Below are 13,864 nucleotides of genomic sequence, written 5' to 3'. Positions count from 1 at the left end.
TCCCAACGTGATCCAGATTGCCAGCCCCTTTGTCTGATTACGGCCAACCGTCCAGCCCAAAGTCGATGGAGTGTCATGCATGTCCGATAAGCCAGCGCCGGCGCAGTCAAAGCGTTCCCGTGTCGTCATCCTGTCGGCATTTCAGGATTACCGGACGCCCAAGCGCGCCAGCATCCACCAGGTCGCGCATGCGCTGGCGCAGGATGGCTGCGACGTGTCGTTCATCTCGACCCGGTTCAGCCTGATCTCGAAGAAGAAGGGCGATTCGCGCCTGTTCCTGTGGGACCAGGCCAATGCCTGGCACAAGGTGGACGGCGTCAATTGCTATCTCTGGCGGACGCCGCTGCATCCCTTTGCGACCAACAATGCGGTCGCCGATGCGGTGATGGCGAAGCTGTTTCCGCTGTTCGCCAGGCTGCCCAATGCCGATATCGACGGCGCGTTCCAGGCGGCGGACTATATCGTCATCGAATCGAGCGTCGCGGCGATCTTCATCGACCGGATCAAGCGGCTCAACCCGACCGCCAAGATCATCTATTACGCCACTGACCGGCTCGATACCGTCGGCGCGCATCCCTATGTCCGCCGTCATCTGGTGAAGAACGCGCGGCATATCGACCATGTCTGCCTGCGGTCGACCAAGATGGTGTCGGATTTCCTGTGGGCGAAGGATCGCCTGTACCGCGCCGAATTCGGGATCGACCCCGCCGACTTTGAGACCGTCGGGCCGTCGCCCTATACTGCGCAGCGCAATGCCGTAGCGGTCGGGTCGATGCTGTTCGACGAAAGCTTCTTCCATGCGGTCGCGCCGCAGTTTCCCGATGTGCATTTCCACGTGATCGGCTGCGGGAAGAGCTTCAAGGGGCCCGACAACGTGTTCGTCCACAAGGAAATGCCGTTCCGCGCCACGCTGCCCTATATCAAGCATGCGAGCATCGGCATCGCCCCCTACCGGCTGGCGCCGGGGGTCGAGTATCTTGCCGAGTCGAGTCTGAAATTGGGACAATATGAATATCTGCAGATCCCCGCGGTCTGCCCCGATTTCGCGGTCGGGACGAACCCGTTCCGCGCGGGCTATGTGTCGAACGATCCGGCGTCGATGATCGCGGCGACCGAAAAGGCGCTGGCGCTGGCGGGGCAGGTGCCCGCGCGGCATTTCTCGACCTGGACAGAGGTCGCCGACCGCGTGCTTCGTCCCGAAAACTACCCTGACGCCCGCATCGTCGCGGGCTGAATGGGCGGGGCCGGCGCGTCGCCCGCGGGCGCGGGCCGGCCCGCCAACCCTCTCGGATATCGGCGTTTGATCGGTATCGGCACGGATCGCTGGAGCAGCGTACCGGCCCGCCGCATCAGGTGAACCACCTTATTGATGGCCGGCGGTTCATCTTCTAGGAGTTCCGCCGAATATCAATGTCCGTACGACGATCGTAGGGACCAACATCGTCTGAGGGATTATAATGCGCATAGCGATGGTGGGATCGGGTTACGTTGGTTTGGTGTCGGGCGCATGTTTCGCCGATTTCGGACATGACGTGATCTGCATCGACAAGGATGCCGGCAAGATCGCGGCGCTCGAAAACGGCATCATGCCGATCTACGAGCCGGGTCTGGATGCACTGGTGGCGCGTGGCGTCGAGGCCGGGCGGTTGCGCTTCGGGACCGATCTTGCCGCGAGCGTGAAGGGCGTCGACGCGGTCTTCATCGCCGTCGGTACGCCGTCGCGGCGCGGTGACGGTCATGCCGACCTGTCCTATGTCTATGCCGCCGCCGAGGAAATTGCCGGCGCGATCGACGGCTTCACCGCGATCGTCGACAAGTCCACGGTCCCGGTGGGCACTGGCGACGAGGTTGAGCGGATCATCCGCCGGGTCAATCCGAATGCCGACTTCGCAGTCGTGTCGAACCCCGAATTTCTGCGCGAAGGCGCCGCGATCGACGATTTCAAGCGTCCCGACCGCGTCGTGATCGGCAGCGACGACGAAAAGGGTCTTGCGGTCATGCGCGAGATCTATCGTCCGCTCGCCCTCGGTCGTTCGCCGCTCGTCGAGATGAGCCGGCGTGCTGCCGAGCTGACCAAATATGCCGGTAACGCGTTCCTCGCGACCAAGATCACCTTCATCAACGAGATCGCCGATCTGTGCGAGAAGGTCGGCGCGGACGTGCAGGACGTTGCGCGCGGCATCGGCCTCGACAACCGCATCGGCTCCAAGTTCCTGCATGCCGGCCCCGGCTATGGCGGCTCGTGCTTCCCGAAGGACACGCTCGCGCTGCTCAAGACCGCGCAGGATCACGACGCGCCGCAGCGCATCGTCGAGGCGGTCGTCGCGGTGAACGACAATCGCAAGCGCGCAATGGGCCGCAAGGTCATCGCCGCCGTCGGTGGCGACGTTCGCGGCAAGACGATCGCGGTACTCGGCCTGACGTTCAAGCCGAACACCGACGACATGCGCGACAGCCCGGCGATCGCGCTGATCCAGACGCTGCAGGATGCGGGCGCGACGATCAACGTCTATGATCCCGAGGGTCATGAGCAGGCGAAGGCGGTCATCAAGGACGTGACCTATTGCACCGGTCCCTATGAGACGATGGAGGGCGCCGAGGCGCTTGTCATCGTGACCGAATGGGACATCTTCCGCGCGCTCGACTTCAAGCGCGTCAAGTCGCTGCTGGCGTCGCCGGTGCTCGTCGACCTGCGCAACATCTATCCGCGCGATATGGTCGAGAAGGCTGGGCTGACCTATCACGCGGTCGGCCGCTGATCGACCGGGACGGGCGGCGCGCCGAGCGGTGCGCCGCCTGTCTAACTAAGCCAAGGGCCAGTCCGGTTATTCGACCAGGCTGGCATATTGCATATGATCCGGGTCCCGCATGGTGTCGGGAGGGATAACCGCATCGTCCGTATCACTGGTGGCTGGTGTGCCCGCGTCGGCATCGGTCGCCGCTGCAGGCGCTGCCGCTGCCGCAACCGCAATACCGGATTCGCTCGGTCCGGCCCCCGAGCTGACGACGACGATCCCCGCCTGTTCGGGCGCTTCGACCGCGGATCCGCAGGCGGCGAGCATCGCCAGCGCTGCGATGCCGACCATGCCGCGCAGGGCAGCGCCGATGCGGGCAGGTCGACCACCATCACAAAGTGAGCGCGGCAGGACACGGTTCAGGGCATGCGGGCGAGCGGCCGGGGCCGTCGCGGCGGACGCGACGGCGCGATGCGCGTCGTGGATCAGGGGCATTGGAAATTCTCCGTTGGCACCCGATCCTTCACTCGGCCGATGCAAAGGAGGTCTCTTCAAACCTGGTTAGCGGCGGGTTTAGGGTAATGGAGATCCTGTTCTACCATGATCGACCACTGCTGCCGGGGCCGGCGCGTCCGGCCGGCCGGATCAGCGCCCGGGCAGGGATGGGCGCAGCACGTAGATGATATAGCCGACACTGGCCGCAAGCACGAGCACGGCGGGGATCGCATAGCCTTCGTTGCCGAGCCAGTTGCTCAGCGCACAGGCGATCGCTGGCGGCAGATAATGCCACACCGTATCGACCGGCTCATCCTCCATCGAGCGTTGCAGATAGAGCAGCGCCAGGCCCGCAAATACCGCGACGCTCAGCCAATCGTAAATTGTTTCCATGATATACTTCCCAAGCCGCCCGGAACCCGGCCGGCGCCACATTCCGTCAGAGGCGATCCCTATGCCCGGTCCTTCTAGATTTTCTCATCGTCTCGGGCAAATGCAGTATCTTGCCCCCGCTCTCGCGCTGGGACTGTCCTGACGACGACCACGGCGCTGCGGGAGAGGCTGAGCGGGCGCAACGTCGAGGCCTAGCTGGCTGGCGACCACGCAGCTGCGATCGGGAACCAGCCAGCGTCAGGCGGCGCTGCGCAAGGCGGCGAAGATCGACTATGCGAAGGGCTTCGCGCCCAAGGTCAGCCCGACGCCACCTTCTTGAATCGCGCGAGCATCGCCTCGGACAGTCGCATCGGGTCGAGCGGCTCCAGGTCGGGGCGGCCGCCCGGTGGGCTGGTGCGAAGCGTGTCGATGCTCGCGCGCAACGCCGGCGGCGCGAGCGGCGGATCGAACAGCGTGACCCAGCCGCCGGCGATCTCCGCCGCGAGGCTGGGCAGCGTGCCGACCGCCGGGGCGAGCAGCGGGCGGTCGAGCGACAGGGTAACGAGCGCTGTGCCCGAATTGAGCGTCGACGTCTGGTTCATCAGACAGGCGTCGCAGGCGGCAATCGCCGAGGCGAAGCGCATGTCGTCGAGCGGGCCGGTTACGATACGGATCGTCCCGTCGGACCGGTCCGCGACCGCGGTCAGCCGCGCGGCGATGTCGTCATCGCCCGCATCGCCCGCGATGAGCAGCATCTCATCGAGCCGGCGGATCGCGAGGAACGCCTCGGCGGCCTCGACGAGGTTCTTGCTGGGGCGGAGCGACCCGATCATGCCGAGCACCCAGATACCGTCGGGGAGCGCCCAGGCCGCGCGCGCTTCGGCGCGAGGGATCGCCGGATAGTCCTCACGGTAGTGCGGGTGCGGAATGATCGTCCCCGCGACCGCGGCGATCGCCGGATGCGCGGTGCGATAGCGCTCGAGCGAGGCCGCGGACAGGCCGATCAGGTGATCGATCTGACCGAGAAGCCGCGCATGATAGGCGTGCCAGACCCGGTGCCGCCAGCCGGTCAGGTCGCGGTGCGGCGTGACATTGTGCGCGGTCACGACCAGCTTGCCGCCCGATCGACGGATCCCCCGCGCGGCGTTCAGCACGCGCGCGGCCTTGGCTGCGACGATCGCCGGGTTGTTGCTGCCCGAGCCTTCGAAGATCCCCTCGGGCCAGTGAATATGGAAGATGTCCGCGGCGGGGATGCGCCGCATCAGCGGACGGAACGCGGTGATCGAGGCCGCGGGCGCGCGGAACGCGCCGTACATGCGACGGACATAGGGGTTGAGGTCGCTCGGATCACCGGCGGGCCAGGCGAGGATGCGGAGCGGATCAGCCACGGGCCACCGCCGTCCGCGCGAAGCGGATGAGCGCGAGCATGTCGCGGCGGCCGATCACGAACAGCGCCGCAGCATAGACGACCGCGCCGACCGCGACGTGGATGACCAGCGCGAGCAGCGGGGAGGGGACGTCGATCGTCCGGTGCAGCATAAGCAGCGCCCCGACCATCACCGCGGATGCGGCAAGCGAGGGTGCTATGCGGGCAGCATAGGCCATCGGTTTTATCCTCAGCAGGTGGAGGGCCGCGCCGACCGAGAGCGGGTAGAGCAGGACGGCGCGGACGGTGAAGCCGATCGCGAGCGCCTGGAGACCATAGCGCACGACGACGAGGAACAGCGATATGTTGCTGACCGCGTAGATCGAGGTGAGGACCGTCTGCCAGTGCGGCTTGTCCTTCACCAAGATGATCGCCTGGTTATACTGGCCGATCGTCGTCAGATAGGCGGTGCCGGCGATGATCGAGATGATCGGTGCCGCCTCCATCCATTTCGCGCCGAGCGCGACGCGCACGACCAGGTCGCTGACCGCGATGAGCGACAGGAACATCGGCGCGGTGATGGCGGTGGTGAAGGATACCGCGTTCAGAAACGCGCCGCGGAGCCGTTCCTCATCGTCGCGAAGCCCGGCAAAGGTCGGCAGCGCGACGCGCGACAGCGCGGATGCCATCAGCTGGTTGAGGCCGAGCAGGATGCGCTTGGCGGCGTTGTAGATGCCCGTCGCCGACGCGCCGAGATAATAGGACGAGAAGAAGGTGTCGCTCTGCGTGTTGGCGAAGTTGGTGAAGCCGGTGATCGCGACATGGCGGCCATAGCGCCAGGTCGCGAGCAGCTTGGCGCGCTCGACGCGCAGGCTCGGCCGCCAGTCGCTGACGACCCAGAGCAGGATCGTCGACAGCAGCGAGGTAGTGAGCTGCTGGACGACGAGCGCGGTCAGCCCCCAGCCGTTCATCGCGAGGAACAGGCCCGCACCGCCGCCGACGAGCAGCGCGAGGATCGAGCGGATCGCGAGCGGCTTGAACAGCAACTGGCGCGTCATCCACGCCTCATGCGTGCGCGACAGCCCCGAACTGAGCAGCAGGACGGAGGTCAGCCGGAGCGCAAACTCGATCCGCTCATTGTGCATGATCTCCGAGATGAACTGCGCCGACAGCAGCATCAGCGCCGCGCCGATCACCGCGCCGATCTGGATCAGCAGGAAGCAGGCGTTGTAGTCGCCGGCGTCGGGCGCACCGCGCGAGACGATCGCGGTGGCGAAGCTTTCGACCGAGATCTGCTTGAACAGCTCGACGAAGAGCAGGCAGGTGGCGAGGATGCCGAAATCGGCGACCGGGACGAACCGCGCGGTCACCAGGAAGACCAGGAGGTTGATGACCTGGACGAGCGCGCTGTTGACGACCGACCAGATTGCGCCGCGTCCGACCTGTTTACCTAATGAGGGGGCAGCCATAACTCACTCCCACAGATCGTGCGGGAATGTCGCGAGCAGCGCCTGGGGATCGAAGGATATCGGCGGTGCGCCCCCCATTTCGAGCGCTTCGGCGACACTGTTCGCGGAGTCGATGCCGGATCGTCCGGTCCCGCGCGCATAATCGTCATATTTGAACGGCGGTTCGGTCTCGGTCAGGCGCACATGCCGCGCGGGAATGCCGAAGGCCTCGGCGATCACGACGCCGTGGAGCGAACTTGCGAGCACCAGATCGGCGCCGACGATCTGCTCGACGACCGCGTTCCAGCCGCGCAGCGGCGACACGAACGGCAGGCCGAGCGTCGGCGCGAGCGTGAGGTCGTGGAGGTTGGGGACGAACAGGACCGGCTGGGCGCTATGCCGCTTGAACCGGTCAGGGAACAGCGTCGGCAGCAGCAGCGCGGGGTCGCCATAGACCGCCGGGACGTCCAGCCCGCGCTCCGAAAGAAACGCCGCCGTCAGCGGACCGCGGACCGCGCGGATGTCGAGTGCGTCGAAGGCGTGGCGGTCGGCGGGAATCTTGCCGTTGACGCCCGAGCCCCAGACGGTGTCGCCGGTCTTGGCGAAATGCATCACCGATCCGACCGTGAACAGCGTCGCGTCGCGCGCCGTCTCCTCGTCGAGGCTGCGGCCGTGCAGCGCGAGAACACGCTCGGCGACGACCGTCGCCAGCCGGTCGCCGAAGTTGATCGCGCTGCCCGCGGGACGCCATTCGAACACGTCGACGCGCGGATAGCGGTCGTCATAGGACGGCGGCGGGGCATGCCGCAGACGCGAAAGTGCGCGGTGCAGGCGAGGAGGCATCATCTGTTTCATCGCTTCATCCGTTGTCCGAGCGTCGCGGCCAGGAAGGTCGCGTTCCCGACAAGATAGCGGGACGCCATCCGTCGGGGCTCTTGCAGAAGGCGGAAGGTCCATTCGATGCCCGCGCGTTGCATCCAGAGCGGTGCGCGGACGAACTGGCCCGCAGTGAAATCGAGAAAGGCGCCGATGCACAGGATCACCGCACCGACGGTGCCCGCATTGGCGGCCGCCCATTTTTCCTGCCGCGGCTGTCCCATGCCGGCGAGCACGAGCCGTGCCCCCGATGCGCGGATCCGCTCCGACAGCGCGGGTGCCTCATCGGCGCTGAAAAAGCCGTGATGGCTGCCCGCGATGCGGATGTTCGGGAAGCGCTCCGCCAGGATCGCAGCGGCCTTTTGCGCGACGCCTGGCGGGCTGCCGAGCAGGAAGACGCCCGTTCCCGCCGGCAGCGCGGCGAGCACCGCGGGCGTCAGGTCGGTGCCATTGAGATTGGCCGGGAAGCGCGTGCCGTAGAGCAGCCGGCTGGCGATATCGACGCCGCTGCCGTCGTTGAAGAACACGCCCGCCCGCGTCGCGGTCACGAAGGCGGGATCCGCCCGCGCAAGGTTGACGCTGTGCGCATTGCAGAAGCCGAAGATGGCCGGACCGTCGCCTTCTACCGCGGCAACGACCTGTGCAACGGCACCCGGTACATCGGTGGCGACCACGTCGATGTGGCCGATTCGCCGAATCTCCATCATGCCCACCATGCTCAATCGATCAGGATCGAGCCGAGAACGGGGGTGGCATGCTCCTGCAGCACGGCCGCGGCGTTGCGCAGCGCGCGCGCGTCCGACCGGTTGCGGCGCGCGACGATGATCGCCGCGTCGAGTCCGAAACACGCCTCGAGCTGTGTCGCGCTGGCGGGGCCGGCGTCGAAGATGACCAGCCCATAATGATCGCGCAGCGGATCAAGCGTGTTGGCGAGACGCTGCCGGTCGAAGAGCTCGGACGCGTTGGGGACGCTCGGACCCGCCGACAGCAGCGACAGGCCGGGGATCGCGGTGGTCTGAGCGATCGCCTCGACGCGGCCGCCCGATGACAGCAGCGTCGACAGACCGGTGCGGTTGGGCAGGCGGAACAGCCCGTGCTGACGCGGTGCGCCGATGCCGCCATCGACCAGCAGCGTCGAATAGCCGGCCTGGGCGCACGCGACCGCCAGATTGGCGGTGAGCACGGTGGTATGCAGCGTTTCGTCGTCGATCCCGATCATCGCGATCCCCTGAAGCGGGGAGCCGTCGGGACGGACGTCGCGCGTCACGATCGCGCGAATGTCGCGCGCGGTGACCGCGATGGGATCGTCGGGCGCGAACGCCGCGACGACGAGCGGATCGACGCGCTCATCGCCCTCGGGAAGAACCGTGAAGCCCTGCTGCAGCTCGATCGCGCGGCGCACCTGCTCCTCGGTCGCAAAGCCGAGCTGGACCGCCGCCTCGCCGAACAACAGACCGGTTTCAGCCTGGCGATGCTCGATCTGGCGATGCGCCTCGGGCGACAGCGACAGCAATTTGCCCAGAAGCTGCCGCTGGCTGGGCGCTTCGGCGCCCGGCGCGACCGCGGGCCGAACGACATTTGCCGTTTCGCTCGAACGAAGCCTCATGACGTCTGCCTTCCACCCAGCAGCGACGCGACGCGCGACTGCGAAAACGATACCGAGCCCAGCACGGGCACACCCATGGCCGTCGCTGCGCCACTCGACGTCCGCACTCGCGGCCGCCACAGTTCTAGTGCCAGCGCCGTCCCCGCCGCCAGCATTCCGCCCAGCACGAGGCCGAGCGCCAACCGCATCGGCACGTTGGGCGAGGAGGGGAACATCGGCGGCTGCGCGACGTCGAGCTGGACGACGTTGGTCGACGGCGCCTCGCTCTGCAGCCGCATCGTGCCGAGACGCTGGGTGACGGTGTCATAGGCCGCACGGGCCGAATCGACGTCGCGCTGGAGCACGTCGAGCTCGGCGCGGTCGCCCGCGAGCGACAGCATCTTGCCGCGCTGCTGGTTCAGCAGGGCGCGCATCTGGCTTTCCTTGCTGCTCGCCGCACCGCTGGCGACGCGCACCGCATTGGTGCTCGTCCCGGTCTCGACCGCGAGCCGGCGACGCAGCGCCGACAGTTCCGCCTCTGCGGCCTGGCGCTGCGGGTGGTTCGGACCGAGATCCGCGCTGAGCTGTGCGACTTCGGCCGTCTTGGCCGAGATCTGCGTGCGCAGACCTTGGACGACACCGGCCGACTGCACGTCGAGCCCGGTGCTGCCGCCGCCAGCGCGCGCGCCGGCATCCGCCGCCGCCGCTTCGGCTGCGGTCAGCTGGCCGGACAATTCGGTCAGGCGGGCGGCGTCGGTGTTGTTGGTCGTCGTGTCGACGATCCCGGTGCGACGCTGGAACGCGGTCAGCCGGCCCTGCGCCTGCTCAAGCGCGGTGCGGACCTCGCGCGTGCGATCCTCGAACCAGCGCGAATAGGTGCGGGCGGGATCGGTCTGCAGTTGCAGGCGCGCATCGAGGTAGCTGGTGGCAAAGCCATTGGCGACCTGGGCCGAGAATTGCGGATCGGCCGATTTGAAGCGGATCGCGAGCACGCGCGAGGTCCGGCCCGGTATGACCTCGAGCCCGCCGAGCAGCTGGCGACCATACCAGGCGTTGACGTCGCCGGCGCCACCGGTGCGCGCACGCCACTGGTCAGCAACCTGCGGGTTGGCGGCAAGCTTCAGGTCGCGGACGACCGCGGCGGCGATCGCCTCGCTCTGCAGGACGTCGGCCTGGGTCGCGACGAGCGCGGCCACGCCATCCTGCTGCGGCGCCGCCTCGTCGGTAACCGACTGGGCCGGGCCGCCGTCGAACAGCAGCGAGGACTGCGCGACATAGGTCTTGGGCGTGACGGCCGTCCAGAGTGCGACCAGCACGACGATCAGCAGAATGATCGCCAGCTCGATACGCCAGCGCGCCTTGAGCGACGCGATCAGATCAGCGGGTATTAGCAAGGTTGCTCTCCTGCGGTGCGCCAAGCCGGGCCGCCGTGGTGGAAACAGGGGTCGTCATCAACAGCGCGATCAGCATCTGCGGCGCGGTACTGTCACGGAAATACACGCCATCGTGTTCGCCGTCATTGCCCCGTTCGCGGACCAATGCGGGGTCTAGCATCGAAATGGCACGATCATATCGATCGGTATCAAGCAAAACGACGTCCATTGTCGCGGCGGCGCGGGCCAAAGCTTCGAGCGCATCGCGCTGTTCGAGCGTGCAGCCGAGCACGACCTTCGCGAACAGCCGCGCATCGGGCTCGTTCATCTGCGCCCAGTGGCTGAACGCATCGACGAAGCCGGTGCGGGTATGCGCCTTGGTGACGATATCCGCGTCGCTGCTGACAGCGGCGAGCGACGAATGCCCGGCCAGCATGCGCAGGTGATAGGGCGAGCCACAGGCGGCATCGGCGATCATCGCGCGCGCATCGGTATCGAAGCGGACGCCGGTATTGGCCTCGCCGCGTGCGATCAGCGCGTCGACGCTGTCGGCGCCGATCCGGCCCAGCGACACGATCCTCATGTGCCGGCGGAGCGACGGGTGGCCGGCGACGACGTCGGACACGGTCCGCGCGATTCCCACCAGCACGAACAGCACCGGCACGAGCGCGTCGGACAACAGCTTCATCGCCGCCGCGACGTCGCTCTTCACGCTCGCATCCTCGATCCGGTCGAACTCGTCGAAGATCAGGATCGTCGGCGCGGTGACGCGGTCTGCCACCAGATCGACGAACGCCCGCGGGCCGAAATTCTCCGGCATCTGTTCGAGCTTCTGCGCAAAGGCACGCTGTCCGCCGGGCGCGAAGGCTGCGGGCGGGAGCGCGTCAAGATAGAGCCTGATGATGTCGGCGAAGGTCGCATGCGGTTCGCACGCGAAATAGAGCACGACGGCGCCCGATTCATCCGCATGCTCACCGAGCACGCGCACCAGCGACGTCTTGCCCGAGCCGCGTGCGCCGTGGATCACCGCATGCTGGTGAAAGTCGAGCGTCGCGGCGAGCAGATGGTCGAGCTCGACCGCGCGTCCGAACAGTTCGCCGCGGGTTCGCACCGGGCGTGCGGCATCGAACGTGTCCGCGATCCGGCGCCGGTCGCCGATCAGCCGCGTCGCGGTGCTTGCCGGGGCGGGATCCGCGGGCAGGTCGACGACCGGCGCGGCGGGCGGGGTGTAGCGATGCGTCAGCTCGATCACGGGGGGCTCGGCCCATCCGCGGCCGTCCAGCCAGCGCGTCAGCGATGCAATCCATGACTTCAACATAATTCTTGTATCTGCCTTGCCGATCCGGGGAGCGGGTACGCGACGTTGCTGCAACGCACAATAGGATTGCCGTACGGCTCCACGGGGCCACTATACCCTGTGATCATTAAGATTTGTGCCGTATCAGGATAGACATTTGCGGTTTGTCCCCGGTCTTGTCGGGTTGCACGCTGTACATATACGGCCCCCACAGAGCGCCGCCTGCCCAATAGGTCCAACCGAGCCAGACGTCCGAGCCCGCGTCAAGTGTGCCGAGCACCGCATCGAGCGCGGCGAGGCAGTTCGGGTCGCTGCTCGCGCCGAATTCGCCGAGAAATCCCCGTGCCTTGTTGGCGCGAAGCCAGGCGGTGGCCGAGTCGAATGCCTGTGCGACGGCCTTTGGCGACACGCATTCCGGATGCGTTCCCGACGAGTCGGCATCCGGATATTGGTGCATCTCGAACGCCATGTTGTTCGCCGGGTCGACGAGCGTTTTCAGCGCTTCGCCGTTCGAGTCGCTGCCTTTCGTCCAGGAATGGGCACCCGACCAGTTCGTTCCCGGGACGAGCACGAGATTGCGCGCGCCTGTCGCGCGGATCGCCTGTAACGACGCCTCCGCAATCGGTCGCCACGCCGTGGCGGAGAGGCCATTGGGTTCGTTCATCACGCCGAACGCGATACGCTTGTCCCCGGCATAATGGCGGGCGAGGCGGGTCCAGAGGTCGGCGAGCATCGCGCCGCGCGGGTCGATCTGGTCGAGCCGTTGGCCCCGGTATTTGGCGTAATTGTGCACGTCGAGGATGATCAGGCCGAACCCGCCGAGCCCCGCGATCGACTCGTCGAGCCGTGCGAGTTCCGCGGCGTCGATCGGGGCATTGGGCCGGGGTTGCAGCCGTTCCCAGAGAACGGGCACGCGGATCGCGTTCATGCCCGCGGCGACGAAGGGCGCGGTCTCCTGCGGCTTGGGGTAGAAATAGTCGAAGCCGTAGCGCCCGGGAATGCGCTTCGAGGCAAAGCCGCCCGTCGCGATGTTGACGCCGGTATAGCGCGGATGCGAAGGCTTGCGCGGCCCTGTCGCGGAGGGGGCATCGGCGGCGGGATCGAGCGTGATCGGCAGACCGGTGCGCGCGGGCGCAATCATGACCGCAACGCCAGCCGTCGCGACCAGCGCAGCGCCTCCCAGCGCAATGAACAGGCCGTTATGTCGCATCGGCACGCCCATCACCCAAGCCGGTGACCCGCGCAAGCGTCACTCGACCAACGCCGGGGGAATCGCGACGGCTGGCCCGGGTAGCGGGGTGCGCCGGCGCCGGCGGCGACGGACGTGGCGGGGCAGTAGGGCATGAAAAAGGGCGCCCCGTTGCCGGAGCGCCCTCTTCTCAGGCCGTGGCCGCAAACGTCAGGCTGTTGCGAAACGGACCTTGCGACGACGAACGTGCAGGGCATCGCATGAAACGAGACATTCCGGCCCCCGGAAGCCGATCACTGATTCAGAGCCATTTTTCATTGATGAAGACCGAGTCTTCAGCCTTCAGTTCGCCGTCGAGATCGACCTTCTTCAGCTTCTCGCCGTCGCGGAAGATCGTGACGTTCCGTGTCGATCCGGCGAGCGTCGGACCACCGGCGCGGGCAAGCGCCTGGCGAACCGTCATCCCGGTCTTCAACGGGAAGGATCCCGGCGAATTCACCTGGCCATAGACATAGATCACGGGCGCGACCGGAACGAAGAGCGTGTCCTTCGCCTCGAGCAGCGTCGCCGCGCTCCATTCGCCGCTGAGGTCCGACAGGAGGATGCGGTGTTCGACCGGATCGCCGACGCGCTTCAGGATTGCAAAGTCCGCGCTGGTCCCACGCGTGCCGCCCGCGCGGGCGAGCGTCATGCCGACGGTCAGCTGCAGATCGAGCGGATAGATGCCGGGGGTTCCGACCTCGCCGAACACGGTCACCGAGCTGCTGACGAACTGCGTGACCTCGACATTGACGACGGGCTTGACGAAATAGCCGCCGCTCCGCAGCCGGGCGGCGATGTCCGCGGCCAGTTCACGCGCGGTCTGGTTGCGCACCTGGACCGCGCCGAGGAACGGCAGGGTGATCGTGCCGTCGCTTTTGACGCGCGTCTTGACCACCTGGCCCGGGCCCTGGCCGAAAATCGTCACCTCGACCTCGTCATCGGGGGCCAGGCGATAGCCGTCGTTGGGTACGGCACCCGCCGGCGCGGGTGTCGGGCGCGCGGTTGGTACCTGCGCCCCGGCGGCCGCAGCGGCCATGAGCAACGGCAGAACAAGCGAATGCGCCATGCGGATCTTCATCATCATCC

At 67.0% G+C, this 13,864-nt stretch carries 13 protein-coding genes; 2 read left to right on the top strand and 11 right to left on the bottom strand.

Annotation, left to right across the window (positions count from 1 at the left end):
- Positions 1-79 precede the first annotated feature (79 nt).
- Positions 80-1,234 carry a GumK N-terminal domain-containing glycosyltransferase gene (locus tag IFS44_RS11720; protein WP_192098554.1) on the top strand — a complete coding sequence of 385 codons (1,155 nt, stop codon included), beginning with the start codon at positions 80-82 and terminating at the stop codon, positions 1,232-1,234.
- A 223-nt stretch (positions 1,235-1,457) separates the two neighbouring features.
- On the top strand, positions 1,458-2,759 hold the full coding sequence (locus IFS44_RS11715; RefSeq protein WP_031441801.1) for a UDP-glucose dehydrogenase family protein: 1,302 nt from the start codon (positions 1,458-1,460) through the stop codon (positions 2,757-2,759).
- Positions 2,760-2,825: 66 nt separating this feature from the next.
- On the opposite strand, the gene IFS44_RS11710 is transcribed toward IFS44_RS11715, so the two are convergent.
- The 11 genes from IFS44_RS11710 to IFS44_RS11660 all read right to left on the bottom strand — a co-directional run bounded on the left by IFS44_RS11710 (position 2,826) and on the right by IFS44_RS11660 (position 13,856).
- Positions 2,826-3,230 carry a hypothetical protein gene (locus IFS44_RS11710; RefSeq protein WP_192098553.1) on the bottom strand — a complete coding sequence of 135 codons (405 nt, stop codon included), beginning with the start codon at positions 3,228-3,230 and terminating at the stop codon, positions 2,826-2,828.
- Positions 3,231-3,380: 150 nt separating this feature from the next.
- Positions 3,381-3,623: an XrtV sorting system accessory protein gene (locus IFS44_RS11705; protein ID WP_031396237.1), complete on the bottom strand. Its 243-nt coding sequence runs from the start codon at positions 3,621-3,623 to the stop codon at positions 3,381-3,383.
- A gap of 296 nt (positions 3,624-3,919) precedes the next feature.
- A complete protein-coding gene (locus IFS44_RS11700; RefSeq protein ID WP_192098552.1) occupies positions 3,920-4,990 on the bottom strand; it encodes a hypothetical protein in 1,071 nt (356 codons plus the stop codon).
- On the bottom strand, positions 4,983-6,437 hold the full coding sequence (locus IFS44_RS11695) for a lipopolysaccharide biosynthesis protein (protein ID WP_192098551.1): 1,455 nt from the start codon (positions 6,435-6,437) through the stop codon (positions 4,983-4,985). The genes IFS44_RS11700 and IFS44_RS11695 overlap by 8 nt, the downstream gene beginning before the upstream one ends.
- Positions 6,438-6,440: 3 nt before the next feature.
- The gene (locus tag IFS44_RS11690) at positions 6,441-7,271 is read right to left on the bottom strand and encodes a polysaccharide pyruvyl transferase family protein (protein ID WP_197977850.1); all 831 of its coding nucleotides are present in this window, start codon (positions 7,269-7,271) and stop codon (positions 6,441-6,443) included.
- Positions 7,268-7,996, bottom strand: a complete 729-nt coding sequence (locus IFS44_RS11685; RefSeq protein WP_157840529.1) for a WecB/TagA/CpsF family glycosyltransferase — start codon at positions 7,994-7,996, stop codon at positions 7,268-7,270. Before IFS44_RS11685 ends, IFS44_RS11690 begins: the two co-directional genes overlap by 4 nt.
- Positions 7,997-8,010: 14 nt before the next feature.
- Positions 8,011-8,898: a CpsD/CapB family tyrosine-protein kinase gene (locus tag IFS44_RS11680; RefSeq protein ID WP_037530233.1), complete on the bottom strand. Its 888-nt coding sequence runs from the start codon at positions 8,896-8,898 to the stop codon at positions 8,011-8,013.
- Positions 8,895-10,271: a GNVR domain-containing protein gene (locus IFS44_RS11675; protein WP_052149186.1), complete on the bottom strand. Its 1,377-nt coding sequence runs from the start codon at positions 10,269-10,271 to the stop codon at positions 8,895-8,897. Before IFS44_RS11675 ends, IFS44_RS11680 begins: the two co-directional genes overlap by 4 nt.
- A complete protein-coding gene (locus IFS44_RS11670) occupies positions 10,255-11,568 on the bottom strand; it encodes an ATP-binding protein (RefSeq protein WP_107930472.1) in 1,314 nt (437 codons plus the stop codon). The genes IFS44_RS11675 and IFS44_RS11670 overlap by 17 nt, the downstream gene beginning before the upstream one ends.
- Before the next feature lie 106 nt (positions 11,569-11,674).
- Positions 11,675-12,757 carry a glycoside hydrolase family 5 protein gene (locus IFS44_RS11665; protein ID WP_244650240.1) on the bottom strand — a complete coding sequence of 361 codons (1,083 nt, stop codon included), beginning with the start codon at positions 12,755-12,757 and terminating at the stop codon, positions 11,675-11,677.
- Positions 12,758-13,037: 280 nt separating this feature from the next.
- The gene (locus IFS44_RS11660; protein ID WP_160172665.1) at positions 13,038-13,856 is read right to left on the bottom strand and encodes an SLBB domain-containing protein; all 819 of its coding nucleotides are present in this window, start codon (positions 13,854-13,856) and stop codon (positions 13,038-13,040) included.
- Between the last annotated feature and the right edge of the window lie 8 nt (positions 13,857-13,864).

The sequence above is a fragment of the Sphingomonas sp. CFBP 13706 genome, assembly GCF_014842355.1.
GTDB classification, from domain to species: Bacteria; Pseudomonadota; Alphaproteobacteria; order Sphingomonadales; family Sphingomonadaceae; genus Sphingomonas; species Sphingomonas aerolata.
This window is presented reverse-complemented; position numbering and strand designations above follow the sequence as displayed.